This window comes from Mycolicibacterium brumae, assembly GCF_025215495.1.
Taxonomy (GTDB): Bacteria; Actinomycetota; Actinomycetes; order Mycobacteriales; family Mycobacteriaceae; genus Mycobacterium; species Mycobacterium brumae.
On sequence record NZ_CP104302.1, the window covers coordinates 2,352,870 to 2,375,528 of the forward strand.

A 22,659-nucleotide genomic window follows, 5' to 3' on the forward strand; every position below is an offset into this window, starting at 1 on the left:
TCGCCGCCTAGCGGATGACCGTCGGCTCGCCGACCGCGGTCCCGGCGTCGGCGACCGCCGCCGCCGCGGTCAGCAGTTCGGGCAGCTGCAGCGGGTAGACGGCCTCCCCCGCCGCCTCCAGAGCCGCCATCGCCGCGGCGTCGCACCAGCGGTGGCCGTGGATGTAACGGTGCTCCAGCGCGGTGCGCCCGTCCATCGTCGGCTCGAACCGCGCGGTGCGGCACACGAAGTAGAACTCACGGCTGCGCATCACCGAACCGTTGAAGTCGATCATCGAGTCGCGCCGCCACACCGGCCCGATCAAGGCGCCGACGTCGGCGCGCAGCCCGGTCTCCTCGGCCATCTCCCGAACCGCGGCGTGCGCCAGCTCCTCCCCGTCGAGCACCTGCCCGCCGATGGTGAACCACCACCGCCGCGCGTCCGCGCCGGCGGCCGGGTCCGAGCCGCACAGCAGCAGCACTTCGCCCTCCGGGTCGATCAGCACCACCCGGGCCGAGATCCGCGGCGCGGTCGCCGCGCTCTCCGGCGCGCGCTCGGCGATCTCGAAGTAGGTCGGCGCCGGAGCGTGCCCACCCAGCCGCAGCGCCCGCACCATGGTCCGCTCGCGCAGCGCCAGGGTGTCGCGCACCGCGTCGTTGTGGAACCGGCGGGCCAACAGCACCCGGGCTTCCGCGTCGGCCATCTCGGCGACCAGCGCGGCCGGCAGCCGGGCGGTGTCCACCGTGCTCAGCGCCGCGGACAGTTCGTTCTCCGCCTGCTCGCGGGCCGGCCGCGGCGCCCGTTCGGCGGCGTCGGCCAGCGCCGAGAGGTGGCGGCCCTCGGGGGTGCCGGGGTAGGCGTCAGCGGCCACCGCCCGGGCGACCACCGCTCGGCGGGCCAGCGCGGCGTCCAGCGACTGCCAGGACAAGTCGTAGCGCACGTGCAGCCGGTCCAGTCGGTTGGCGGTCTGGAACGCCCAGGTGCCCAGCACCAGCAGCACCACGATGATCAGCACCAACAGCGCGACCAGCAGCCACATCATCATGAGCGGGCCACCGTGACCTTCACCCCGGCGCCGGCGACAGTCTCGTAGACCCGCATGATCTGGTCGGCGACCACCGACCAGTCGTAGCGGGCCACCGCCGTCGTCGCCGCCGTCACCAGCCGGTCCCGTTCGGCGTCGTCGTCGAGCACCTCGATGAGGGCGGCGGCCAGCGCGTCCGCGTCGCCGATCGGCGTGAGTTTGCCGCACTCGCCGTCGCGCAGCACCCGACGGAACGCGTCGAGGTCGCTGGCCACCACCGCGGTGCCGGCCGCCATCGCCTCCACCAGCACGATCCCGAAACTCTCCCCGCCGGTGTTGGGGGCGCAGTACACGTCGGCGCTGCGCAGCGCCGAGGCCTTCTCCTCGTCGGACACCTGGCCCAGGAAGCGCAGATGCGACGCCAGGTCGCCGGCCTGCTCGCGCAGCCCATCCTCGTCACCGCGGCCGACGATCATGATCTCGATGTCGGCGAAGCGCTCGACCAGCGCCGGCAGCGCGCCGATCAGGGCGTCCATGCCTTTGCGCGGCTCGTCGTAGCGGCCCAGGAACAGCACCGACCGGCCCGGCCGCGGGTACCCGGGGAGCATCGGCGCGTCGGCGAAGAAGGACACCGGGACACCGTTGGGGATCTCCACGGCGTCCGAACCGAGCGCCTCCATCTGCCAGCGCCGGGCCAGGTCCGACACGGCGATCCGGCCGACGATCTTCTCGTGGTACGGCCGCAGGATGCCCTGCACCATCGCCAGCGTCAGCGATTTGGTGGTCGAGGTGTGAAACGTCGCGACGATCGGGCCCTCGGCGGCCTGCAGCGCGAGCATCGACAGGCTCGGCGCGTTGGGCTCGTGCAGGTGCAGCACGTCGAAGTCGCCGAAGGCGAGCCACTTCTTGATCTTGCGGTGGGTGGCGGGCCCGAACTTGAGCCGGGCCACCGAGCCGTTGTACGGGATGGCCAGCGCCTTTCCCGCGGACACCACGAAGTCCGGAAGCTCCACCCCTGGCGACGCCGGGGCCATCACCGAGACGTAGTGGCCGCGCTCGCGGTACACCTCGGCCAGCTGCAGCACATGGGCCTGAACGCCGCCGGCGACGTCGAACGAGTAGGGGCAGACCATGCCGATGCGCATCAGGACTCCGGCGGTTCAGCGAGGCGCGCGCGACGTTCGGCGGACAGGTCGGCGATCCACTGCGGCTGCAGCATGTGCCAGTCCGCCGGGTGCGCGGCGATCCGCTCGGCGAACACGTCGGCCAGCGCCTGGGTGATCACCTGGACATCGCCGGAGCTGGTGTCCAGCGCCGGCAGGATGTCGCATACCCAGCCGTCCGGATTCGACAGGTTCCAGCAGTGCGCCGGGTGCAGCGGCGCCCCGGTCTCCAGCGCGAGCTTGGCCGGCCCGGCCGGCATCCGGGTCTTCTCGCCGAAGAAGTCGACCTCCACGCCGCGCCGGGTCAGGTCCCGGTCGGCCATCAGGCAGACGAACTGGTTGTCCCGGATCCGGTCGGCGAGCACCTGCATCGGCGGGCGGTCGCCGCCGGTCAGCGGCACGATCTCGAATCCGAGGGATTCCCGGAATTCTAGGAACCGCCGGTACAGCGATTCCGGTTTGAGCCGCTCGGCAACCGTGGTGAACCGGCCGAAATGCTGCACCAGCGACAGCCCGCACATGTCCCAGTTGCCGCTGTGCGGCAGCGCCATCACCGCGCCGGTGCCCGCGGCGCGGGCATTGCCGAAATGCTCGATGCCGTGGATGACGTCGCGCAGCTCATCGCCCATCTTCGCCGGGTCGATCGACGGCAGCCGGAACACCTCGCGCCAGTACCGGGCGTAGGACTCCAGCGACGCCAGCATCAGTTCGTCGGGCACCTCGGCGGGCGTGGTCCCGATGACCCGGGCCAGGTTCTTGCGCAGTTGCTCGGGCCCGCCGTCGCGGGCGCCCCACCAGGCGCCCAGGTCGAACGTGCCGCGGGCGACCGGGTCGGGCAGCGCGCGCACCAGTTGCCAGCCCGCCGCATAACTCAGATCGCTGAGGCGCTCACGGATCGCGCCGATCACCGGGGATCGGCCCCGTCGTCGACGGGACCGTCGGGGTTGGCGGCCGAGGCGACCGGCACCCGGTCCAGCGCGCCGTCGGAGTTGCGCACCGACCAGATCCGCTGCGCGACGGTGATGACGCTCAACCCGGCCAGCACCCACATCGCCACGATCAGGATCATCGGCTGCGGGTGACCGGGAAGGTCGGAGAAGAACGCGGCGGCCAGCACGATGATCAGCCGCTCCGGGCGTTCGATCCAGCCGCCGTCGCCGCGCAACCCGGCCGCTTCGGCGCGGGCCTTCACATACGAGATGACCTGGGAGGTGACCAGGCAGATCAGGGTGGCGACCAGCAGTTGCCGGGAGTCGGAGACGAACATCGCCCACCAGGCCAGGCCGGTGAACACCGCGCCGTCGCTGATCCGGTCGCAGCTGGCGTCGAGCACCCCGCCGAACCGGCTGCCGTAGCCGCGTTCCCGGGCCATCGCGCCGTCGAGCATGTCGGCCAGCACGAAGAAGGTGACCACCACCGAGCCGAGGAACAGATGCCCCATCGGGAACAGCACCAGGGCGCTGATGACCAGCCCGGTGGTGCCGATGATGGTGATGGCGTCGGGCGTGAACCCCATTTTCAGCGCCACCCGGGCCACCGGGCGCGACACCTTGGAATAGGCCGCGCGGGTGAAGACGTACATATCGCTCACGACGTCTGCTCCGCCCATTCGTCGGCCAGCAGCGCGCGGGTGTCGCGCAGCAGCTGCGGGATCACCTTGGCCTGGCCGATCACGGTGATGAAGTTGGCGTCGCCGGACCAGCGTGGAACCACGTGCATGTGCAGGTGTTCGGACAGCGACCCGCCGGCCGGGCGGCCCAGGTTCAGCCCGACGTTGAACCCGTCGGGCCGCGACACCGCCTTGATCACCCGGATGGCGCGCTGGGTGAAGGCCATCAGCTCGGCGGCTTCGGCGTCGGTGAGCTCTTCGAGTTCGGCGACCTGCCGGTAGGGCACCAGCATCAGGTGCCCGGGGTTGTACGGGTACAGGTTGAGCACCGCGTAGACCAGCTCACCGCGGGCCACCACCAGGCCGTCCTCGTCGCTCATCAGCGGAATGTCGGTGAACGGCCGCCTGGAGCCCGCCGACCCGCCGCGGTCCTTGACCTCGCCGACGATGTAGTTCATCCGGTACGGCGTCCACAGCCGCTGCAGCCGGTCCGGCTCCCCCACGCCCTCTTCGACAAGCTCCCCGGCGCTCACGTGGCCCCGCCGAGGTCGAACAGGTCGGCCGTCGGGACCTCGTTGCGGCGGTCGGCGACCCACCGGGCGATCGCGGCGACGGCCTGATCGCGGGGCACCCCGTTGATCTGGGTGCGGTCGCCGAACCGGAAGGACACCGCCCCGGCCTCCACGTCGCGGTCCCCGGCCAGCAGCATGAATGGGACCTTCATATTGGTCTGGTTGACGATCTTCTTGGCCATCCGGTCGTCGCTGGCGTCCACCTCGGCGCGCAGCCCGTGGGAACGCAGTTGCGCGGCGACGTCGTCGAGGTAGTCGACGTGGCCGTCGGCGACCGGGATGCCGACCACCTGCACCGGCGCGAGCCAGGCCGGGAACGCGCCGGCGTAATGCTCGGTGAGCACCCCGAAGAACCGCTCGATGGAGCCGAACAGGGCGCGGTGGATCAGCACCGGCCGCTGCCGGGAGCCGTCGGCGGCGGTGTACTCCAGCCCGAACCGCTCCGGCATGTTGAAGTCCAGCTGGATGGTGGACATCTGCCAGTTGCGGCCCAGCGCGTCGCGCACCTGCACCGAGATCTTCGGGCCGTAGAACGCGGCGCCGCCGGGATCGGGCACCAGCGTCAGCCCGGAGGATTCGGCCACCTCCCGCAGGGTTTCGGTGGCCTCCTCCCACATCTCGTCGGAGCCGACGTATTTGTCCGGGTCCTTGGTGGACAGTTCCAGGTAGAAGTCGTCGAGGCCGTAGTCGGCCAGCAGGTCCAGCACGAACTGCAGCAGCCGGGCCAGTTCGTCGCGCATCTGGTCGCGGGTGACGTAGATGTGCGCGTCGTCCTGGGTCATCCCGCGGACCCGGGTCAGGCCGTGCACCACCCCGGACTTCTCGTAGCGGTACACCGAGCCGAACTCGAACAGCCGCAGCGGCAGTTCCCGGTAGGACCGGCCGCGGGAGCGGTAGATCAGGTGGTGCATCGGGCAGTTCATCGGCTTGAGGTAGTAATTCTGCCCGGGTTTGCGCACGGTGCCGTCGGCGTTGAGCTCGGCGTCGATGTGCATCGGGGGGAACATCCCGTCGGCGTACCACTCCAGGTGCCCGGAGGTGATGTAGAGCTGTTCCTTGGTGATGTGCGGGGTGTTGACGAACTCGTAGCCGGCCTCTTGGTGCTTGCGCCGCGAGTAGTCCTCCAGCTCCCGGCGGACCACACCGCCCTTGGGGTGGAACACCGGCAGGCCGGAGCCGAGCTCGTCGGGGAAGCTGAACAGGTCCAGCTCGACACCGAGTTTGCGGTGGTCGCGACGCTGCGCCTCTTCGATCAGCTCCAGGTAGGCGTCCAGCGCCTCCTGGGTTTCCCAAGCGGTGCCGTAGATGCGCTGCAGGCTGGCGTTGTCCTGGTTGCCGCGCCAGTAGGCCGCCGAGCTGCGGGTCAGCTTGAACGCCGGGATGTAGCGGGTGGTGGGCAGGTGCGGGCCGCGGCACAGGTCGCCCCAGATCCGTTCCCGGGTGCGCGGGTTGAGGTTGTCGTAGGCGGTCAGCTCGGCGCCGCCGACCTCCATCACGTCGGGGTCGCCGGACTTGTCGTCGACGAGTTCCAGCTTGTAGGGCTCGTCGGCCAGTTCCTGACGGGCCTGGTCCTTGGACTCGTAAACCCGCCGGGAGAACAGCTGGCCGTCCTTGATGATCTGGCGCATCCGCTTCTCCAGGGCGGCCAGGTCGTCGGGGGTGAACGGCTCGGTGACGTCGAAGTCGTAGTAGAAGCCGTCGGTGATCGGCGGCCCGATGCCCAGTTTCGCCTCCGGGAAGCGCTCCTGGACCGCCTGGGCCAGCACGTGGGCGGCGGAGTGCCGGATGACGCTGCGGCCGGCCTCGCTGTTGGCGGCGATCGGGGTGACCTCGGCGTCGGCGTCGGGTTCCCAGCTCAGGTCGTGCATGGCGCCGTCGGCGTCGGCGACGACGACGATCGCGTCCGGGGCGCCACGGCCCGGCAGGCCGGCTTCGCGCACCGCGGCCCCGGCGGTGGTCCCCGCGGGCACCCGGATCGGGGCGACGGCGGAGGTTTCGGCTGGGGCAGTCATCTGTGGGAACTCTTTCGGATCGGGTGCAACCGGGCGTGAACATGCTATCGCCGGTGCGCGACCATTCCGGCTTCCGGGCCGTCGCCGCGGGTTAGATTCCCGACGTGATTCCCCAAATGTCACTGCCGCGGGTGCGCGCGGTGCTCCATCATGAGCTGGCCTCGGCCCGGCGCCAGACCGACGACGTCGACGCCAAGGACATCGCCGAGTACACCTGGCCACTGTTGGTGGGCGCCGCCGCGGTGGGTGTGATCGGCGTCGTCCCGTTGCTGGTGATCCGCAACGACGACGCGGAGAACGCCGAGATGGTGCCGCTGCTGGGGTCGATGGCGCTGGTGTTCATCTGCGCGGCGGTGGTGGCCTGGCTGTTCGCGGTGGTCATCTCCGGGCTGGTGGTGATGGTGGTCTACCGGACCGCCCCGTCGTCGACGTCGCACCTGGTGCTGCAGATGCTGCGCGACTCGTTCACCCGCGTCAACGACTCCAGCGGGTCGATCGTGCTGCTGGCGCTGCTGGCGGGATTGGTCTCGCTGGCCATCGGATTGCCCACCCGGACCACCGACGAAGAAGCGCACTCGGTGCTCGACGATCTGCTCGCCGCGCAGGTGGGCGTGCTGATTTTCGTGCTGGGGTTCGCGTTCATCACCGAGACGGTGCGCTGCTCGGCCGACATCGTCGACGACCAGTCACCGCTGCTGGCGTGGCCGTGGTCGCTGCTGATCGCCAGCCTGAGCTGGGTGCTGGCGACCGTGGCCGGGCCGTTCGAGGCCACCCGAATGTTGGCGGTGCTGCTGCACGAGTGGCTGCCCGCCGAGAACGACGGGGTGCCGAGCTCGCAGCTAATCGCCGAGCTGGTGCCCCCGTCGGCGCGGTGGTGGCTGGCGTTCGGCGCGCTGCCGGTGATCGCCGTGCTGTGGGCGTATCAGGCCTGGAAACAGGGCGGGTTCGTGGCGCTGCGCGCCTTCCTGTCCGAGGTCACCGAGCCCGAGAAGGCGTGAGCCAGCTCAGGCTCCGTTGCAGACCCCGGAGTTGCGGATCAGATCGCTGTAGAAGTTCGCGGTCGCCATATTGGCGTTGATCTGCCCGGACGGCAGCTTCTTGCTGATCTTGTCGCTGATCTGGGTGAGCTGGTACCAGAGGTGGTACAGCGAGTCACCGTGCTCCAGCGGCGAGTATTCGCTCTGATCCGGGTAGTTGATGATGTAGAGGGTGCGCACGCGCGGCTCCAGGAAGGTCGCCGACTGGTCCGTGTTGGCCTTGACGATGCCGGCGGCGGTTTCCACGCCGGGCGCCGACCAGACGTCGCGCTGGCTGCCCAGGAAGTCCTTGAATCCCCACATGCCGTCGATCAGGATCCGGTCCTGGGCGTTGAACCACTGGCAGGACTCGCGCATGGCGGTCCGCATCTCCGGGGTGACCCGGTTGGCCCAGTTGCTGTTCGGCCACACGTCGGTGCGCGGCTGCCAGTCCGAGGGGTACGGCTGGAACGGGGGCAAGGACGCGGTCTCGGCGTTTGCCGGGATTGCCAGCGCTCCGGCGGACACCAATGCCGCGGTCACCGCGATGCCGATCCGACGCAAACCGTTCTTCCAATTCACAACCATTGTCCGATTATCCAATCCCGAGGCGCTGCGGTGGCCAGTATGGCCGGAAATGTTAGCTGGCACGGTGTGTCGTGAGCGCCACAGCCCACAGCGCGCCGCCTGATCGGTCGATCCGGGCGAACTGAGCCCGCGGTCGGATTCGCCGAGCGTGCGCCCAGGTCCGGTTTCGGCGGCGAGCGTGCGTCCACGTCCGGATTCGGCGACGAGCGTGCGTCCACGTCCGGATTCGGCGACGAGCGTGCGTCCACGTCCGCGAACTCCCAGGACGGGGCGAACCTACACGCACCCTCGCGAGCAAAAGCTGACCTGGGCGCACGCTCGCGCCCGGGAACGAACCTGTGTGCGCCCTCGCGCCAAAAGCGACCAGGGTTTCTTCCGGCGCGGTACAAGGATTGAACGCGGTACAAGGATTGAAACGGTGGCGCACGTTCTGGTGGTGGTCCCGGCTGGTTTCGAACCAGCGACCTTCCGCGTGTGAGGCGGACGCTCTCCCACTGAGCTACGAGACCGGGGAATCCGACGTCGTCGGACGAGCCAGAACATTAACACGCAGGCGCCCACGGTCCCCAATCCCCCGCTGCCGGACGGCGTTCTGCCCGGTGACAGGCCATGTCGGCCAACGGATTTGTGTGGGCGCGCGTGGGTGGACTAGTGTCGTGCATCGCGACCGACGATGATCTCGGCGGTGGCACGCGGATGTAGCGCAGTTGGTAGCGCATCACCTTGCCAAGGTGAGGGTCGCGGGTTCGAATCCCGTCATCCGCTCGAGGGTGCGACTCGCATCAAACCCAGCGGTGGAGTGGCCGAGTGGTGAGGCAACGGCCTGCAAAGCCGTGCACACGGGTTCGATTCCCGTCTCCACCTCGCAAGATCTGTTCCCGCGCGATTAGCTCAGCGGGAGAGCGCTTCCCTGACACGGAAGAGGTCACTGGTTCAATCCCAGTATCGCGCACCATCAAACCCCCTGTTCGCAGGGGGTTTTCTTGGTTTACCGGCCGCTCCGGCGGCCACCGTGAGGCAGCTCTCATTTTTCAAGTTGAGTGCACACTTGTACACTCGACCGTTATGAGTCTCAGTGACGACGAACGCCGCCGCGAAGAACGCCGTCGGGAAGTCCGCGCGCTCTCCGAGTTGGGGCTCACCGAGATCTCCAAGGCGTCCGAAGGCGTGCACAGCACCCACCGCGCCATCTCCGACCGCGTCTTCTGGGCCATCCGGCTCGGGCTGGGCCCGACGGTCACGCCGGTCAAGTTCGTCCACGATCTGATCACCGACGGCGTCTACAAGACCATCAGCGGCTCCACCAAGGTTGCCGGCTGGGTCAGCGGCAAGGTCGCCGACCTGCCGATGGACTACGCCCCGTCGGAAACCGTCTTCGGCGCGGAACTGATCGGGGTGGTCAACGGCCTGATCGGCGACGAGTTGGCCGATGACCGCTCGCCGCTGGCGGACACCGAGACCGACGGCATGACCATCCGCGAGGAGGGCCTGGAGGTCGGGCTGACCCGCGGCAAGATCGCCGAGGCGTTCCCGAACGCGACCGGGCGGATCGCCATCTTCGCCCACGGTCTGGTCGAGACCGAGCACATCTGGTGGTACCGCACCGACCGCAGCTACGGCGACCACCTGGCCGAGGCGCACGGCATCACCCCGGTCTACCTCCGCTTCAACACCGGTCGGCGGATTTCGCACAACGGCCGCACGATGGCCGCCCTCGTCAACGACCTGGTGCGGGCCTGGCCGGTGCCGGTCACCGACATCAGCCTGATCGGGCACTCGATGGGCGGGTTGGTGTCGCGCAGCGCGGCGCACCACGCCGTGCAGGCCGGGATGGGCTGGCCGACGCTGGTCGGCGCGACCATCAGCCTGGGTTCCCCGCACGCGGGGGCGCCGCTGGAGAACATCGCCCATCACGGCGCCGCCTGGCTGTCCAAGCTGCCCGAGACCGAGGCGTTCGCCCGGCTGCTGCGCCGCCGCAGCGGCGGCATCCGGGATCTGCGCGCGGGTTCGCTGGTCGACGAGGACTGGTCCGGCCGCGACCCCGAAGACCTGGGCAAGGTGATCGCCGCGGAGATCCCGCTACTGCCCGACACCCGGCACTACTTCGCCTCGGCGACGCTCACCCGCAGCCCGACGCATCCGATCGGCCGGTTGATCGGCGACGGGCTGGTGATGCACACCAGCGCCTCCGGCACTCACCGGGCGCGGCGCATCGGGTTCGACCCGGGCAACGGCATCCACATCGGCCGGGCGAACCACTGGACGCTGCTCAGCCATCCCGAGATCGCCGAATCCCTGGTTCTGTGGCTGGGCCCGAACGCCCCCAGCGTCTTCGTGGTGGGCGCCGACGGCGCCATCAATGTGCCCGACGGATTCGCCGCGCCGCAGCCGGAACGGCCCAGCCGGCCCAAGCTGTCGGTGGTCGACGAGTCCGCCGAGCCGGACTCCGCCGGGCCCGAGGACACCTCCGAGGGTGACCCGTTCGACCGGTTCACCCCCGCCGCCGTCGACGCGGTGCTGGCCGCGCAGGAACTCGCCCGCGCCAACCGGCACGTCGCGATCGCCCCCGAGCACCTGTTGCTGGCCCTGCTGCAGGACCCGGACTCCCCCGCCGTCGCGTTGCTGGCCGAACAGGGCGCGCCGGCCGAGGCCGTGCGCGCCGCGGTGGTGCTGATCCCGGGCAGCGACCAGCCTGAGGACGTCATCCCGCTCGGCGACACCACCCGGGTGGCGCTGGAGCTGGCATTTCGGTCCGCGGCCGCGCTCGGCCACGATCACATCGGCGCCGAGCACCTGCTGCTCGGGCTGCTGGACTGCCAGGGCGACGACGGCCCGTTACGGCAGTTCGGGGTGGACCCGGACGCCGTCGCGAAGCAGGTGGCGCAGGTCGGGTCGCCGAGCTGATCGTCAACCCACGGTTGACACCTATGATTCGTCAACCTACGGTTGACGCATGAGCGACACCACTCCCCCCGTCTCCGTCAACAATCCGGTCAGTCTCGACGCCCTGATCCGGGCGATCACGTCGGTGCACGCCGACGCGCTGGATCAGTTGGCCGACGCGATGCTCGCCGCCCAGCACCTCGGCGAGGTCGCCGACCACCTGATCGGCCACTTCGTCGACCAGGCCCGGCGCTCCGGCGCGTCCTGGACCGAGATCGGCGAACGAATGGGCGTCACCAAGCAGGCCGCCCAGAAACGGTTCGTGCCCAAGGCCGACGCCATGGACCCCAACGAGGGGTTCAGCCGATTCACCCCGCGGGCCCGCGACGCCGTCGTCGCCGCCCAGAACGCCGCCCGGACCGCCGGCAACGCCGAGATCACCCCGGGTCATCTGCTGCTGGGCATGCTCGAGGACCCCGACTCGCTGGCCAACCGGCTGATCGTCGCTCGGGGTGTCGGCCTCGACGACCTGCGCGTGGCGGCCGAGGTCGCCGAGGCGGCGCCGGGCGACGTCGAACTGCCCGCGCTGATCCCGTTCAGCGGCCCGGCCAAAAAGACCCTGGAGTTGACGTTCCGGGAGGCGCTACGGCTCGGACACAACTACATCGGCACCGAGCATCTGCTGCTGGCGCTGTTGGAGTCCGACGACGACGGGCCGCTGCGCCGGCTCGGACTGGACAAGTCCGCGGTGGAAGCCGATCTGGTCGCGACGCTGGCCCAACTGCAATCCTGACGTATGCCTCCCACCGTCGAACGGGCTCACACCGATGACGTCCCGGCGCTGGCCGAACTGGCGGCGCTGACGTTCCCGCTGGCCTGCCCGCCGCGGGTGGCCGCCGACGACGTCGCCGCGTTCATCGCCGAAAACCTCTCCCGGGCACGGTTTTCCGAATACCTGGCGGATTCATCTCGGACCATTCTGGTGGCCCGCGACGGGGCTGGGCTACTCGGCTACACGCTGCTGGTCGCCGGGGAACCTGGGGACCCGGAGGTCGCGGCCGCCGTCACGGCGCGGCCGGTCCTGGAATTGTCCAAGATGTACGCCCACCCCGACGCGCACGGTTCGGGGGTCGCCGCTGCGTTGATGGGCGCGGTGCTGGACCACGCTCGGGCGCAGGACATGTCGGCCGTCTGGCTGGGCGTCAACCAGCAGAACACCCGCGCGCTGCGCTTCTACCGCAAGCAGGGCTTCGCCGTCTGCGGCGAGCGTGCTTTCACCCTCGGCGGGCATGTCGAGCGGGACTTCGTGATGAGTCGGCCGGTTTAGCGGGGCTCAATTCGGTGCGGTTTGCCACGCCGAGGCTGTGTCAGACTCGTGGCGTGGACGACGGGGGCAGCATCGGCGACTACCGCATCATTCGTCGGCTCGGGGCCGGCGGGATGGGTGAGGTTTTTCTCGCGCAGCACCCCAGATTGCCGCGTCGGGACGCAGTGAAACTGCTCGACGGCGGGGTCAGCCGCGACGGCGACTACCGCCAACGATTCGATCGCGAGGCCGACCTGCTCGCTGGGCTTCGGCACGCCAACATGCTCGCCTACGGCTCCCGCACACCCCGCCTCATCCAGTTCCCAGATTCCATTCCCCGGCGCACCGCGATCGGCGCCGACGGCAGCATCTATGCCACGGACGCCAAGCACAAGCGAGTCGTGAAGCTCACCATGCCCTGAGCTACAGCTCCATCCCCGCCGCCGTCAGCGCCAGCAGCCGCGACGTCGCGCGCAGGTACTTCTTGCGGTAGCCGCCCTCGAGCATCTCCGGACTGAACACGGTGTCCAGCTTGGCCCCGGAGGCCACCACCGGGATGCCGGCGTCATAGAGCCGGTCGGTCAGCGCGACCAGGCGCAGCGCCACGGCCTGGTCGTCGACGGGGTGCACCCCGGTGATGTAGACCGCCTTGACCCCTTCGATCAGGGTCAGGTAGCGCGACGGGTGCATGGTGGCCAGGTGGTCGCACAGCTCGTCGAAGCCGTCCAGCGTCGCGCCGTCGACGCCCTCGGCCCGCGCGGCCACCTCGTCGTCGGTCAGCGGCTCCGGCGCCGGCGGCAGCCCGCGGTGCCGGTAGTCCGGTCCCTCCACCCGCACGGTGGTGAAAATGCTTGCCAGCGTGTTGATTTCGCGTAGGAAGTCCTGCGCGGCGAACCGGCCCTCGCCGAGTTGCTCGGGCAGCGTGTTCGACGTCGCCGCGATCGACACGCCGCGCTCCACCAGCTGGGACAGCAGCCGGGAGATCAGCGTGGTGTTGCCCGGATCGTCGAGCTCGAACTCGTCGATGCACACCACCACGTAGTCGGCCAGCAGGTCGATGCACTCGGTGAAGCCGAACACCCCGGCCAGCTGGGTCAGCTCGCCGAAGGTCGCGAACGCCGCCGGATGCGACCCGCCTGCCAGCGAGTAATACATGGAGGCCAACAGGTGGGTCTTGCCGACGCCGAACCCGCCGTCGAGGTAGAGCCCCACCCCGGGCAGCGTCTCGCGCTTGCCGAACATCTTCCGTTTGCCCTCGCGGTTCTTCCGCGCCTCTTCGCAGAACCTGCGGCAGAACCCGACGGCCGCCGCCTGGGTCGGCTCGGCGGGGTCGGGCCGGTAGCTGTCGAAGCTCACGTCGTTGAAGGTGGGCGGTGGAACCAGCTGGGCGATCAGCCGCTCCGGGGACACCGTGGGGTGGCGATCGGTCAGGTGCGCGGGCGCGGGCATGGCCAGAACTGTAGCGACGTGCTGCAATCGACCTCATGACCGCATCCGAGGCTGGGACAAAGCTCACACTGCTATGCGAGGGCCGGGACGTCTCCGGCGGCGACCTGGAGGCGCTGTACCGCTATCCCGAGGACCTCGACCGGCCTTGGGTCCGGTCCAACTTCATCTCCAGCCTGGACGGCGGCGCCACCGTGGAGGGTCTGTCCGGCGGGCTGGCCGGGCCCGGTGACCGATCGCTGTTCAATGTCATGCGCACCCTGTGCGACGTGGTGGTGGTCGGCGCCGGCACCGTGAAGCTGGAGCGCTACGGCGGGGCGCAGCTGAGCGCGTCGGCGCGGGCCGCCCGCGAGCGTCGCGGTCAGGCAGAGCTGCCGCCGGTCGCGGTGGTCACCGACACCGGCCGACTCGACCGCGATATGAAGGTGTTCACCCACACCGAGGTCCGCCCGCTCGTGCTGACCAGCGCCGACGCGGTGCCAGAGGCCCAGAAGCAGCTGTTCGGGGTCGCCGAGGTGCTGGGCTGCTCCGGCGCGGACCGCAGCCGGGTGGACACCGCGGTGCTGCTGGACCGGCTCGGTGAGCGGGGCCTGCTCCGGGTGCTGACCGAGGGTGGCCCCACCCTGCACGCCAGTTTCATCGAAGCGGGGTTGCTTGACGAGCTGTGCATGACGATCGCGCCGGTGATCGTCGGCGGCCAGGCCCGGCGGATCTCGACCGGCCCCGGCCAGGTCGACACCGAGATGAAACGAGCGCATCTGCTCGCCGACGAATCCGGCTACCTCTACACGCGGTATGTACGCGCGCGGTGACCGCGCGGACCCTGGTTAGGCTGAACGAATGCGTTCGCACGCCCGACGGGCATCGACCCTGCTCGCCGTCGCTCTGCTGGCGACCGGCTGCGCCCCCATCCTGAGCAACCCGGCGGACTTCGCGACCGACTCCGGCGGCAACGGGTCCGGGCCCCAGACCAGCACGGTGGCCCCCGACGGCCCGCCGGAGATCGCCGCGGTGGTCAAGGACCTGTCCTGGCGCGATTGCGCCTCGGACGTCGCCGACACCGCCGGCGTCCAGCTGCCGGCCGGGGTGCGGCTGGAGTGCGCCAACGTGCGCGGCCGGCTGGACCCGGTGGGCGGCGGCGCCGGCCGGCTGCAACTCGGCGTGGTGCGCGCCAGCTCCGCCGACACCCCCGCCGACGCCGGGCCGGTGGTCTTCACCACGGGGTCCGACATCCCCAGCTCGGTGCAACTGCCGGTGTGGCTGAGCCGCTCCGGGACCGACATCCTCAAGCAGCATCCGGTCGTCGCCATCGACCGTCGTGGCACCGGCCGCTCGGACGCCATCGAGTGCCGCGAGCCGGCCGACCGTCGGGAGATGCGGGACCAGGCGCAGTTCGAGCCCGGTGATGACCAGGTCGCCAACCTGGGCGCCGCGACCCAGACCGCGACGGTGAGCTGCACCGACTTCATCATCGACAACGCCGCGTACACCAACGCGCGCTCGGCCGAGGATCTGGAGACGCTGCGCACCGCGTGGGAGGTCCCGACGCTGGCGCTGATCGGCGTCGGCAATGGCGCCCAGGTGGCGCTGGCCTACGCCGGCACCCACCCGGACAAGGTGTCCCGCCTGCTGCTCGACTCCCCGCTGCCGCTGTCCATCAGCGCCGAGACGGCCGCTGGGCAGGCCCTGGCCGGGCAGCAGCACGCGCTGGACGCGTTCGCCGCCCAGTGCGCGGCGATGGGCTGCTCGCTGGGACCGGATCCCAAGGCGGTGGTGTCGTCGCTGATCAGCGACGCGCGCGCGGACCGCGGGCCGGGCGGGTTGTCGGCGGCCGCGGTGGTCGCCGGGATCACCGACGCGCTGGCATACCCGATCGGCGACGGCGCGGCGAACACCAGCCGGCTCTCCGACATCCTCGACGCCGCCCGCTCCGGTGACGCCGCCGGCCTGCAGGAACTCGTCGACACCGCGTACGCGCGCACCGGCTCCGACGGGGCGTTCGTCAACCGGTGCAGCGACGCGCTGAACCGGCCCACCCCGGACCGGGCGCGTGAGCTGCTGGTCGCCTGGGGCAAGCAGTATCCGCAGTTCGGCGCGGTTGCGGCGCTGAAACTCGTCGAATGCCTGAACTGGCCGAGCGGGTCACCGCCGAAGGAACCCACCGAGCTGGGCGTCAACGTGCTGATGATGGGCGTCGGGAACAATCCGATCTCCGGATCCGACGGCGTCGCGGCGACCCAGGCGTCGATCATCAACGCCGGCGCGACCAGCCGACGGGTGATCTGGCAGGGCGTCGGCAACGGGGCGAGCATCTACACCGAATGCGCGATGCCGGCGCTGCTGGGCTACCTCGCCGACGCGACGCTGCCGGACACCGACACGTTCTGCCCCGCTTGAGCGGCGTTACTCGGGCGAGCACCGGCCTGCCTGCTGGGGCGGCTGTGACGCGCGATGTTACGGTGCCGTCGTGACGGCAGCCGATTCGAAACTGACCGGGGTGCGCGCGGCCGTGCTGCGCCCGTTCCGTCCCCGCACCGGGCCGATGGACACCGCGACGGTGCTGCGCACGGCGCTGTGGCCGCTGGCCATCATGGCGATCATCCACCGCAGCTACGTGCTGACCACCAACGGATACATCACCGACGACTTCGGCACCGTGTACCGGGCGGTGTCGAACTTCCGGCGCGGCTGGGACATCTACAACGAGCACCTGGAGTACGTCGACCCGCACTACCTGTACCCGCCGGGCGGCACCCTGCTGCTCGCGCCGTTCGGGTTCCTGCCGGAATTCGCGTCGCGCTTCTGGTTCGTGGGGATCAACTCGGCGGCCATCATCCTGGCCGCGATGGTGCTGGTGCGGCTGTTCAAGTTCAAGCTGACCTCGGTGGCGCTGCCCGCGCTGCTGCTGGCGATGTACTGCACCGAATCGGTCACCAACACCCTGGTGTTCACCAACATCAACGGCTGCATCCTGCTGGCCGAGGCGCTGTTCTTCCACTGGCTGCTGACCGGCCGGAAACGCGACGAGTGGCTGGCCGGCGCGGCCATCGGGCTGACCCTGACGCTGAAGCCGCTGCTCGGGGTGTTGCTGCTGCTGCCGCTGCTGAACCGCCAGTGGCGCGCGCTGGTGACGGCCTTCGCGGTGCCGCTGACCTTCAATCTGGTGGCCTGGCCGATCTCGGCGGACCCGATGGGCTTCGTCAACAACACCGTGCCCTACCTGCTGCAGACCCGCGACTACTTCAACTCCTCGATCGTGGGCAATGGCGGCTACTACGGCCTGCCGCCGACCATGATCCTGGGCCTGCGGGTGCTGTTCATCGTGCTGGCGGCCGTCAGCCTGTGGCTGCTGTACCGCTACTACCGTCAGCGCGACCCGCTGTTCTGGATGCTGACCTCCTCCGGGGTGCTGCTGACCACGTCGTGGCTGGTGCTGGGTCTGGCGCAGGGCTACTACTCGATGATGCTGTTCCCGTTCCTGATGACGGTGGTGCTGCCGAACTCGGTGCTGCGGAACTGGCCGTCCTGGCTGGCGGTGTACGGCTTCCTGACGATGGACCGCTGGCTGATGTGGCGCTGGCCCACGACGGGGCGGTTCCTGGAGTACATGAAGATCACCTACGGCTGGTCCCTGCTGATGATCGTGGTGTTCTTCGTGCTGGTCTTCCGCTACCTGGACGCCCGCCGCGAGGACCGGCTGGATCACGGCATCGACCCAGCCTGGATGACACCCGCCGAGGACCCCGTCTCCGCCGCCGACGAAGCCGAAGCCGAATATGAGCTGGAGGTCTACGCCCAGGACGGTCCCGAGGAGGGCGTCGCGCATCCGTCGACGTCGTCTTAGCTTCGAGGCCGCCGCTCACCCCCTTGCGTGTGACGATTCGGCGATTTCTGAGCCGATTTCCGCCCCACCGTCACACGCGTCCCGTCTCCATCCGCGCCCAACACCCTGCACTGCGCTGCGAGTGACGAGAGGGCGGTTTTCGCGCGGATTCCCGCCCCACCGTCACACGCGGCGCTGTGCCGTTCCGCCGCGTCCCACGCCTTGGCCATCCGCGCGAGGATCGTCGCGTCCCCGTCCCGGGAGGTGAAGCGCAGAATGTTCCAGCCCGCTTCCCGCATTGCCTCGTATCGCCAGATGTCGTAACGCAGTTGCTCGACGGTGAGGTGGTGTTCACCCTCGTATTCGTAGCCGATCTTCTTGCGGCGCCATCCACCATCGGTGTTGCCGATGACGCACCCGAACTCGTCGGGCACCGGACACTGCGATTGCGGCCAGGGGTAGCCGGCGGAGAGGAAGAGCAATCTCAAACGCGTCTCCGGCGGGGACTGCGCGCCCGGATCCACCAGCGCGAACGCCATGCGCGCCCGGACGATCCCCTGACGGCCGGCGTAGCGCGGAAGCGCGGCCAACAGTTGGGCGCGAGTCAGTTTGGTCTTCCTCGCCAGTGCGTCGATCATCGGGATCGACACCGCGGGCGGAAACTTGCGGGCCAGGTCGATTGCGGTGCGCATGGGGCTGGTGACGCGCATTCCGGCGACCATCCTGATCTCGTCCTCGTCGATGGCATCTCCCCACACGACGATTCCGCTCTCCCGCCGACGGTTGTCATCGATGATGTGGGCCGGATGGCATGCGTCGATCCACCGCGCCCCGTACAACGCGGCCGCCGAGAATCCGGCCAGCACGCCACTGCGACGGGATCGCAGCCAGGCGGCCTGCGCCCGGAGGCGCGGCGTGAGCTCCGTGCCGACCGCGAGGTAGACGCCGTCGTGGATTGCGGTGAACCGCGTGCGCAGCGTGTGGCGGGTGAGCGCCCCTTTGGCGATAGCTTCGGCACCGATGAACGGTTGCTGCATGACGGGAGTCTGGGCGCGGACGACGGCAGCCGCACTTCAGCAATCGGCCGGTTGTGGATGAATCGCGCGCACTGCCGCATCTCCCCACCCGCTGAACCGCTGCGAGTGACGAGAGGGCGATTGTCGAGCCGATTTCCGCCCCACCGTCACGCACGGCGAAGAGCAAGACGGGCGGTAACCTGGATTGATGCCCCTCGACGAACTCCCCCCGCCCAAGGTCGAACTGTCCGACGACGATTGGCGCGCCCGGCTGACCCCGGAGGAGTTCGCGGTGCTCCGCCGCGCCGGAACCGAGCGGCCCGGCGTCGGCGAATACACCAACACCCACACCGAGGGCGTGTACACCTGCCGGGCCTGCGGGGCCGAACTGTTCCGCAGCACCGAGAAGTTCGATTCGCACTGCGGCTGGCCGTCGTTCTTCGACCCGTCGCACTCCGACGCGGTGATCCTGCGGCCCGACGACTCCCTCGGCATGCGCCGGGTGGAGGTGCTGTGCGCGTCCTGCCACAGCCACCTCGGGCACGTGTTCTCCGGTGAGGGTTACCCCACCCCCACCGACCAGCGGTACTGCATCAACAGCATCTCGCTGCGTCTGGTCCCTGCGGAGGACTGAGGGGCGGGGCCCTTCCGCCGCTCTACGCGCCGGGCGACACGACGGCAAGCCCCACGTCACAGCAGCCGTCGAGCAGTCGCCGGTCATACGTCACGAACGCCGTCAGTTCATCGCGGACGTGGGCGGCCGCCGCCAGGTGGATTGCGTCGAGGGATCGCAGTGAAGGCGGGCCGATTGTTTCCGCGAGGGTCAGCACAGATTCAGTGAGCGGCAGCAGGTCCATCCCGTCGAGCAGGAACCGCGCGCGGTCAGCGAGCCCCGGTTCGGAATATCGAGCGGCGGCCCTCATCAGCTCGATCCGACCCAGCGTGCTGGTGGCTGCGAACACCCCGCCTGAGGTCTGTTCCGAAAGCCACCTTCTCAAGGCGGGCGTCTCGTCCTCGGTGACGAGCAGTTTCACCAGAGCGGAGGTGTCGAGGTAGATCATTCCTCGTCGCGCATCTCGGCGAGGACCGCGGACAGGCTCGGCTTGCCCTCACGCTGCGGAGCCGCCGTGACAACGAGGAGGTTCTCCGGCCGTCGCGCCGGTATCAACGCGCCGGACTCGATCAGCGCGGCCCGCGAACGCTCCGCGGCGCCGACCGGAACCAGCCGCGCCACCACCCGGCCATTGTTGGTCACCGCGAGTTCCTCACCCGCTTCCACCCGGGCGAGGTAGCGCGACGCATGCTGGCGTAGTTCCCGCACCCCGATCGACTCCATGAACGCATGGTAGCACCAGGTGTGCTACCGCCTGTCATCATCGCGTCGCGATCAGCGCGATGGTGGAGGCGTCGATGACGACGTCGTCATCGCCGATCACGGCGGCCAGCGCCGCCCGCATCGCGGCCCGGCGCTCCGCGGGCAATGTCGAGTGCGCCGAGTAGGTGAAGATCAGGTCCAGCCAACGGTCCGCCGGCTGCGTCTCGACCCAGGAGTCCTCACGCTGGGTCACCGCAAAACCGGCGTCGGCGAACCGACGGCTCAGTTCCGCCAACGCGAAGTCGGCGTGCGTCGGATCCGAACTGACCGCGTCGACGTTGACGTAATCACTGCTGGCGGAACGCAATTCGTCGTTCGACGGGCGGCTGGGGCGCAGCTTGTTCCACAGCAGCACGACCCGGCCGCCCGGAGACACCAGCGACGCCAGCCGCGGGATCGCCGCGGAGGCGTCGACCCAGTGGAACGACTGCCCGAAGGTCACCAGGTCGAACACCCGCCCGGCGGCGTCCCAGTCCTCGAACGTCGCGACCTCCACCGGGATGCCCGAACCCGAGACGATCTCGGCCATCGCCGGATCGGGTTCCACCGCCAGCACCGAAGCGCCCCGCGAACGCAGTTGCCGAGACAGGATCCCGGTGCCCGCGCCGACATCCAGTACCCGGTCCCCCGCCGCGCACACCGCGTCAACAGTCACCGAGGAGTAGCGCGGCCGAAGCGCGTCGTAGGCGTCGGCGATCGCGCCGAACGAGAGCGCCCGGCGGCGATCCCGGTGCAGATCGGGCTCGGTCATGACAAACCTCAGACCAGTCCGTTGACCAGATCGGCGACGCTGCGCCGCGGGCCGGTGAAGAACGGGGTCTCCTCGCGGGCGTGCCGGCGGGCGTCGGTGTAGCGCAGCTTCCACATCAGCTCGACGATCCGGCCCAGGTCCGGGCCCTCGAACGCCAGGATCCACTCGTAGTCCCCCAGCGCGAACGCCGGCACCGTGTTGGCCCGCACGTCCGGGTAGGCGCGACCCTCCATGCCGTGCTCGACGAGCATCCGGCGGCGCTCCTCGTCGGGCAGCAGGTACCACTCCAGGGACCGCACGAACGGGTACACGCAGATGTAGTCGCCGGCCGGCTCGCCCATGATGAACGACGGCAGGTGGCTCTTGTTGAACTCGGCGGGCCGGTGCAGCGCCGCGACGCTCCAGACCGGGGAGCTGGCGCGGCCCAGTTCGGTGCGGCGCAGCCCGGTGTAGGTGGCCTGCAGGTCCTCAATCCGCTCGGCGTGCGTCCACATCATGTAGTCGGCGTCGCCGCGCATGCCGGCCACGTCGTAGAGGCCGCGGACCACGACGCCGTCCTCCTCACGGCCGGCGAGGTAGCCCTCCAGTTCGGCGATCACCCCGGCGCGGTCATCGTCGAGGACTCCGGGCTCCACGGCGAACACCGAGATCATCATGTAGCGGGTGGTGTTGTTCAGCTTGTCGTAATCGAGGCGGGCCATGACCCCCATGCTGCCACCGGCGGCTCAGCGGGATCCGAGCAGGCTCGCCACCGCGCGCCCGGCCGCCGCCAGACACGCCGGCACACCGACGCCGTCGAGGTAATTGCCCGCCAGCGCCAGCCCGGGCGGCAGCTCCGCGCGCAGCCGCGCCACCAGCCCCAGGTGCCCGGGGCCGTACTGCGGCATGGCGTCGAGCCAGCGGTGCGTCAGGGCGTCGACCGGGTCGACGGCGATCCCGAACACCGTCTGCAGGTCGGCGACGGCCCAGGCCAGCAACCGATCGTCGGCGACGCTGGCGGCGACCGTGTCGCCGAACCGGCCGAACGACATCCGCAGCAGTTCGACGTTGCCGGTCGCGCCCCATTTCCGGGTGGACAGCGTGATGGCCTTGGCGTGCAGACGCTCCCCGGTGGCCACCAGCACGCCGGACTGCGCCGGCAGCGGGGTGCCGCCGGGCACGGCCAGCGCGACGACGACCGAGGACGCGACCGGGATCCGGCGGGCCAGCTCGGCGGCGGCCGGGGCGGGGCCGGCCAGCAGCGCCGCGGCCCGGGTGACCGGGGCGGCCAGCACGACGGCGTCGACGCGGTGCTCGACGCCCTCGTCGTCGACGACGCACCAACGGTCGCCGTCGGCGGCCAGCGCCGTCGCCGAGTTCGGTCGCCACACCAGGTCCGAGGCCGACACCAGCGCGTCCAGGAGCACCCGGTACCCACCGTCGATGGCCCCGAACACCGGTCCGGCCGGGCCACTCGGGGCCACCGCGCGCACCGCGGCGGTCAGGTTCGGGGCGCCGCGGTCCAGCTCGGCGGCCACCGTCGGGACCGCGGAGCGCAGCCCGATGCCGGCCGAGGATCCGGCGTACACCCCGGACAGCATCGGGTCGACCGATCGGGTGACGACCTGCTCGCCGAAGCGGTCGCCGACCAGCGCGGCGACCGAGGGGTCGTCCCCGGGCCGCCAGGGCAGCGCGCGGCCCGGTTCGGCGGCGATCCGGGCCAGCGTGTCGGGGTCGACGAGACCGGCCATCGACGCCGCCGACGACGGCAGTCCGTTGACGGTCCCGGCCGGCAGCGGGTGCAGCCGGCCCTCGCTGTAAAGCTGCGGCCGCACCCCGGTGGGGACCCGTCGACGGTCGGCGAGCCCGAGTTCGGCCAGCAGCGCCGGCATCTCGGGGCGGCGCACCACGAACGCCTCGGCGCCGATCTCCATGGTCTGGCCGGCCAGTCGCTCGGTGCGCAGGATGCCGCCGAGCCGGTCGGCGGGGTCGAACACGGTGATGTGCGCGTCCGGGACCGCGCGGCGCAGCCGGTAGGCCGCGGTCAGCCCGGAGACACCGCCGCCGACGACGGCGTAGCGGCGTTTCAGGACGACCGGCCTCGTCCTCGCGGAACT

General features: G+C 70.1%; 23 protein-coding genes and 4 tRNA genes. 12 read left to right on the forward strand and 15 right to left on the reverse strand.

The window, feature by feature from the left end; translation table 11 throughout:
• Positions 1-7: 7 nt before the first annotated feature.
• The 6 genes from L2Z93_RS11350 to thrS are packed head-to-tail and all read right to left on the reverse strand — an operon-like array spanning position 8 to position 6,359.
• Positions 8-1,021, reverse strand: coding sequence for an NUDIX hydrolase (locus L2Z93_RS11350; protein WP_164886128.1), 1,014 nt, complete (start codon positions 1,019-1,021; stop codon positions 8-10).
• Positions 1,021-2,148: a glycosyltransferase family 4 protein gene (locus L2Z93_RS11355; RefSeq protein WP_090584747.1), complete on the reverse strand. Its 1,128-nt coding sequence runs from the start codon at positions 2,146-2,148 to the stop codon at positions 1,021-1,023. The genes L2Z93_RS11350 and L2Z93_RS11355 overlap by 1 nt, the downstream gene beginning before the upstream one ends.
• Entirely contained in the window at positions 2,148-3,074 is a 927-nt protein-coding gene (locus tag L2Z93_RS11360; protein WP_090584749.1) for a phosphatidylinositol mannoside acyltransferase, read from the reverse strand. The genes L2Z93_RS11355 and L2Z93_RS11360 overlap by 1 nt, the downstream gene beginning before the upstream one ends.
• The gene (pgsA, locus tag L2Z93_RS11365) at positions 3,071-3,757 is read right to left on the reverse strand and encodes a phosphatidylinositol phosphate synthase (protein ID WP_090584751.1); all 687 of its coding nucleotides are present in this window, start codon (positions 3,755-3,757) and stop codon (positions 3,071-3,073) included. Before pgsA ends, L2Z93_RS11360 begins: the two co-directional genes overlap by 4 nt.
• The gene (locus tag L2Z93_RS11370) at positions 3,754-4,308 is read right to left on the reverse strand and encodes an ATP adenylyltransferase (protein ID WP_234785948.1); all 555 of its coding nucleotides are present in this window, start codon (positions 4,306-4,308) and stop codon (positions 3,754-3,756) included. Before L2Z93_RS11370 ends, pgsA begins: the two co-directional genes overlap by 4 nt.
• Positions 4,305-6,359, reverse strand: a complete 2,055-nt coding sequence (thrS, locus tag L2Z93_RS11375; RefSeq protein WP_090584753.1) for a threonine--tRNA ligase — start codon at positions 6,357-6,359, stop codon at positions 4,305-4,307. The genes L2Z93_RS11370 and thrS overlap by 4 nt, the downstream gene beginning before the upstream one ends.
• A gap of 104 nt (positions 6,360-6,463) precedes the next feature.
• Here thrS and L2Z93_RS11380 point away from each other — a divergent pair, with 104 nt between their 5' ends.
• Positions 6,464-7,357: a hypothetical protein gene (locus L2Z93_RS11380; RefSeq protein WP_234785949.1), complete on the forward strand. Its 894-nt coding sequence runs from the start codon at positions 6,464-6,466 to the stop codon at positions 7,355-7,357.
• A 6-nt stretch (positions 7,358-7,363) separates the two neighbouring features.
• On the opposite strand, the gene L2Z93_RS11385 is transcribed toward L2Z93_RS11380, so the two are convergent.
• Positions 7,364-7,963: a hypothetical protein gene (locus L2Z93_RS11385; RefSeq protein WP_090584757.1), complete on the reverse strand. Its 600-nt coding sequence runs from the start codon at positions 7,961-7,963 to the stop codon at positions 7,364-7,366.
• A gap of 434 nt (positions 7,964-8,397) precedes the next feature.
• A tRNA-Val gene (locus L2Z93_RS11390) sits at positions 8,398-8,472 on the reverse strand.
• 183 nt (positions 8,473-8,655) lie between these two features.
• Here L2Z93_RS11390 and L2Z93_RS11395 point away from each other — a divergent pair.
• From L2Z93_RS11395 to L2Z93_RS19365, 7 genes are all read left to right on the forward strand, one after another.
• A tRNA-Gly gene (locus L2Z93_RS11395) sits at positions 8,656-8,728 on the forward strand.
• Between the two features lie 28 nt (positions 8,729-8,756).
• Positions 8,757-8,827 (forward strand) — tRNA-Cys (locus L2Z93_RS11400).
• A 16-nt stretch (positions 8,828-8,843) separates the two neighbouring features.
• Positions 8,844-8,918, forward strand: a tRNA-Val gene (locus L2Z93_RS11405).
• Between the two features lie 110 nt (positions 8,919-9,028).
• Positions 9,029-10,867 carry an esterase/lipase family protein gene (locus L2Z93_RS11410; RefSeq protein ID WP_090584759.1) on the forward strand — a complete coding sequence of 613 codons (1,839 nt, stop codon included), beginning with the start codon at positions 9,029-9,031 and terminating at the stop codon, positions 10,865-10,867.
• Positions 10,868-10,916: 49 nt separating this feature from the next.
• Positions 10,917-11,639: a Clp protease N-terminal domain-containing protein gene (locus tag L2Z93_RS11415; protein ID WP_090584761.1), complete on the forward strand. Its 723-nt coding sequence runs from the start codon at positions 10,917-10,919 to the stop codon at positions 11,637-11,639.
• A gap of 3 nt (positions 11,640-11,642) precedes the next feature.
• Positions 11,643-12,173, forward strand: coding sequence for a GNAT family N-acetyltransferase (locus L2Z93_RS11420; RefSeq protein ID WP_090584763.1), 531 nt, complete (start codon positions 11,643-11,645; stop codon positions 12,171-12,173).
• A gap of 53 nt (positions 12,174-12,226) precedes the next feature.
• Positions 12,227-12,574 (forward strand): protein kinase family protein, encoded by a 348-nt coding sequence (locus L2Z93_RS19365; protein ID WP_306439058.1) that lies wholly within the window; start codon positions 12,227-12,229, stop codon positions 12,572-12,574.
• Between the two features lies 1 nt (position 12,575).
• Here L2Z93_RS19365 and zapE read toward each other — a convergent pair whose 3' ends face one another.
• A complete protein-coding gene (gene zapE / locus L2Z93_RS11430; RefSeq protein ID WP_090584765.1) occupies positions 12,576-13,601 on the reverse strand; it encodes a cell division protein ZapE in 1,026 nt (341 codons plus the stop codon).
• 35 nt (positions 13,602-13,636) lie between these two features.
• On the opposite strand from zapE, the gene L2Z93_RS11435 reads away from it, so the two are divergent.
• From L2Z93_RS11435 to L2Z93_RS11445, 3 genes are all read left to right on the forward strand, one after another.
• A complete protein-coding gene (locus tag L2Z93_RS11435; RefSeq protein ID WP_090584767.1) occupies positions 13,637-14,410 on the forward strand; it encodes a pyrimidine reductase family protein in 774 nt (257 codons plus the stop codon).
• 28 nt (positions 14,411-14,438) lie between these two features.
• Entirely contained in the window at positions 14,439-15,995 is a 1,557-nt protein-coding gene (locus L2Z93_RS11440; protein WP_090584769.1) for an alpha/beta hydrolase, read from the forward strand.
• 70 nt (positions 15,996-16,065) lie between these two features.
• The gene (locus L2Z93_RS11445) at positions 16,066-17,442 is read left to right on the forward strand and encodes a glycosyltransferase family 87 protein (protein ID WP_090584771.1); all 1,377 of its coding nucleotides are present in this window, start codon (positions 16,066-16,068) and stop codon (positions 17,440-17,442) included.
• On the opposite strand, the gene L2Z93_RS11450 is transcribed toward L2Z93_RS11445, so the two are convergent.
• Positions 17,439-18,458, reverse strand: a complete 1,020-nt coding sequence (locus tag L2Z93_RS11450) for a type IV toxin-antitoxin system AbiEi family antitoxin (RefSeq protein ID WP_306439057.1) — start codon at positions 18,456-18,458, stop codon at positions 17,439-17,441. The two genes, L2Z93_RS11445 and L2Z93_RS11450, sit on opposite strands and share 4 nt — an antisense overlap.
• Before the next feature lie 187 nt (positions 18,459-18,645).
• Here L2Z93_RS11450 and msrB point away from each other — a divergent pair, with 187 nt between their 5' ends.
• Positions 18,646-19,071 carry a peptide-methionine (R)-S-oxide reductase MsrB gene (gene msrB / locus L2Z93_RS11455; protein WP_090584773.1) on the forward strand — a complete coding sequence of 142 codons (426 nt, stop codon included), beginning with the start codon at positions 18,646-18,648 and terminating at the stop codon, positions 19,069-19,071.
• Positions 19,072-19,093: 22 nt separating this feature from the next.
• Here msrB and L2Z93_RS11460 read toward each other — a convergent pair whose 3' ends face one another.
• Genes L2Z93_RS11460 through L2Z93_RS11480 form a run of 5 tightly spaced genes read right to left on the reverse strand, consistent with a single transcriptional unit; the run spans position 19,094 to position 22,632 of the window.
• A complete protein-coding gene (locus L2Z93_RS11460) occupies positions 19,094-19,498 on the reverse strand; it encodes a type II toxin-antitoxin system VapC family toxin (RefSeq protein ID WP_090584775.1) in 405 nt (134 codons plus the stop codon).
• Complete coding sequence (locus L2Z93_RS11465; protein ID WP_090584777.1) at positions 19,495-19,773, reverse strand: type II toxin-antitoxin system Phd/YefM family antitoxin; 279 nt, start codon at positions 19,771-19,773, stop codon at positions 19,495-19,497. Before L2Z93_RS11465 ends, L2Z93_RS11460 begins: the two co-directional genes overlap by 4 nt.
• A 37-nt stretch (positions 19,774-19,810) precedes the next feature.
• Positions 19,811-20,563, reverse strand: coding sequence for a class I SAM-dependent methyltransferase (locus L2Z93_RS11470; protein WP_090584779.1), 753 nt, complete (start codon positions 20,561-20,563; stop codon positions 19,811-19,813).
• A gap of 8 nt (positions 20,564-20,571) precedes the next feature.
• Positions 20,572-21,264: a hydrogen peroxide-dependent heme synthase gene (hemQ, locus tag L2Z93_RS11475; RefSeq protein WP_090584980.1), complete on the reverse strand. Its 693-nt coding sequence runs from the start codon at positions 21,262-21,264 to the stop codon at positions 20,572-20,574.
• Between the two features lie 24 nt (positions 21,265-21,288).
• The gene (locus L2Z93_RS11480) at positions 21,289-22,632 is read right to left on the reverse strand and encodes a protoporphyrinogen oxidase (protein WP_090584982.1); all 1,344 of its coding nucleotides are present in this window, start codon (positions 22,630-22,632) and stop codon (positions 21,289-21,291) included.
• Positions 22,633-22,659: the final 27 nt, after the last annotated feature.

Coding starts and splice junctions, on each gene's coding strand:
- L2Z93_RS11470 (WP_090584779.1), bottom strand. CDS start 20,563: ATGACCGAGCCCGATCTGCACCGGGATCGCCGCCGGGCGCTCTCGTTC.
- L2Z93_RS11460 (WP_090584775.1), bottom strand. CDS start 19,498: ATGATCTACCTCGACACCTCCGCTCTGGTGAAACTGCTCGTCACCGAG.
- L2Z93_RS11415 (WP_090584761.1), top strand. CDS start 10,917: ATGAGCGACACCACTCCCCCCGTCTCCGTCAACAATCCGGTCAGTCTC.
- msrB (WP_090584773.1), top strand. CDS start 18,646: ATGCCCCTCGACGAACTCCCCCCGCCCAAGGTCGAACTGTCCGACGAC.
- L2Z93_RS11450 (WP_306439057.1), bottom strand. CDS start 18,458: ATGCAGCAACCGTTCATCGGTGCCGAAGCTATCGCCAAAGGGGCGCTC.
- L2Z93_RS11440 (WP_090584769.1), top strand. CDS start 14,439: ATGCGTTCGCACGCCCGACGGGCATCGACCCTGCTCGCCGTCGCTCTG.
- hemQ (WP_090584980.1), bottom strand. CDS start 21,264: ATGGCCCGCCTCGATTACGACAAGCTGAACAACACCACCCGCTACATG.
- L2Z93_RS11420 (WP_090584763.1), top strand. CDS start 11,643: ATGCCTCCCACCGTCGAACGGGCTCACACCGATGACGTCCCGGCGCTG.
- L2Z93_RS11355 (WP_090584747.1), bottom strand. CDS start 2,148: ATGCGCATCGGCATGGTCTGCCCCTACTCGTTCGACGTCGCCGGCGGC.
- thrS (WP_090584753.1), bottom strand. CDS start 6,359: ATGACTGCCCCAGCCGAAACCTCCGCCGTCGCCCCGATCCGGGTGCCC.
- L2Z93_RS11410 (WP_090584759.1), top strand. CDS start 9,029: ATGAGTCTCAGTGACGACGAACGCCGCCGCGAAGAACGCCGTCGGGAA.
- zapE (WP_090584765.1), bottom strand. CDS start 13,601: ATGCCCGCGCCCGCGCACCTGACCGATCGCCACCCCACGGTGTCCCCG.
- L2Z93_RS11465 (WP_090584777.1), bottom strand. CDS start 19,773: ATGGAGTCGATCGGGGTGCGGGAACTACGCCAGCATGCGTCGCGCTAC.
- L2Z93_RS11350 (WP_164886128.1), bottom strand. CDS start 1,021: ATGATGTGGCTGCTGGTCGCGCTGTTGGTGCTGATCATCGTGGTGCTG.
- L2Z93_RS11435 (WP_090584767.1), top strand. CDS start 13,637: ATGACCGCATCCGAGGCTGGGACAAAGCTCACACTGCTATGCGAGGGC.
- L2Z93_RS11385 (WP_090584757.1), bottom strand. CDS start 7,963: ATGGTTGTGAATTGGAAGAACGGTTTGCGTCGGATCGGCATCGCGGTG.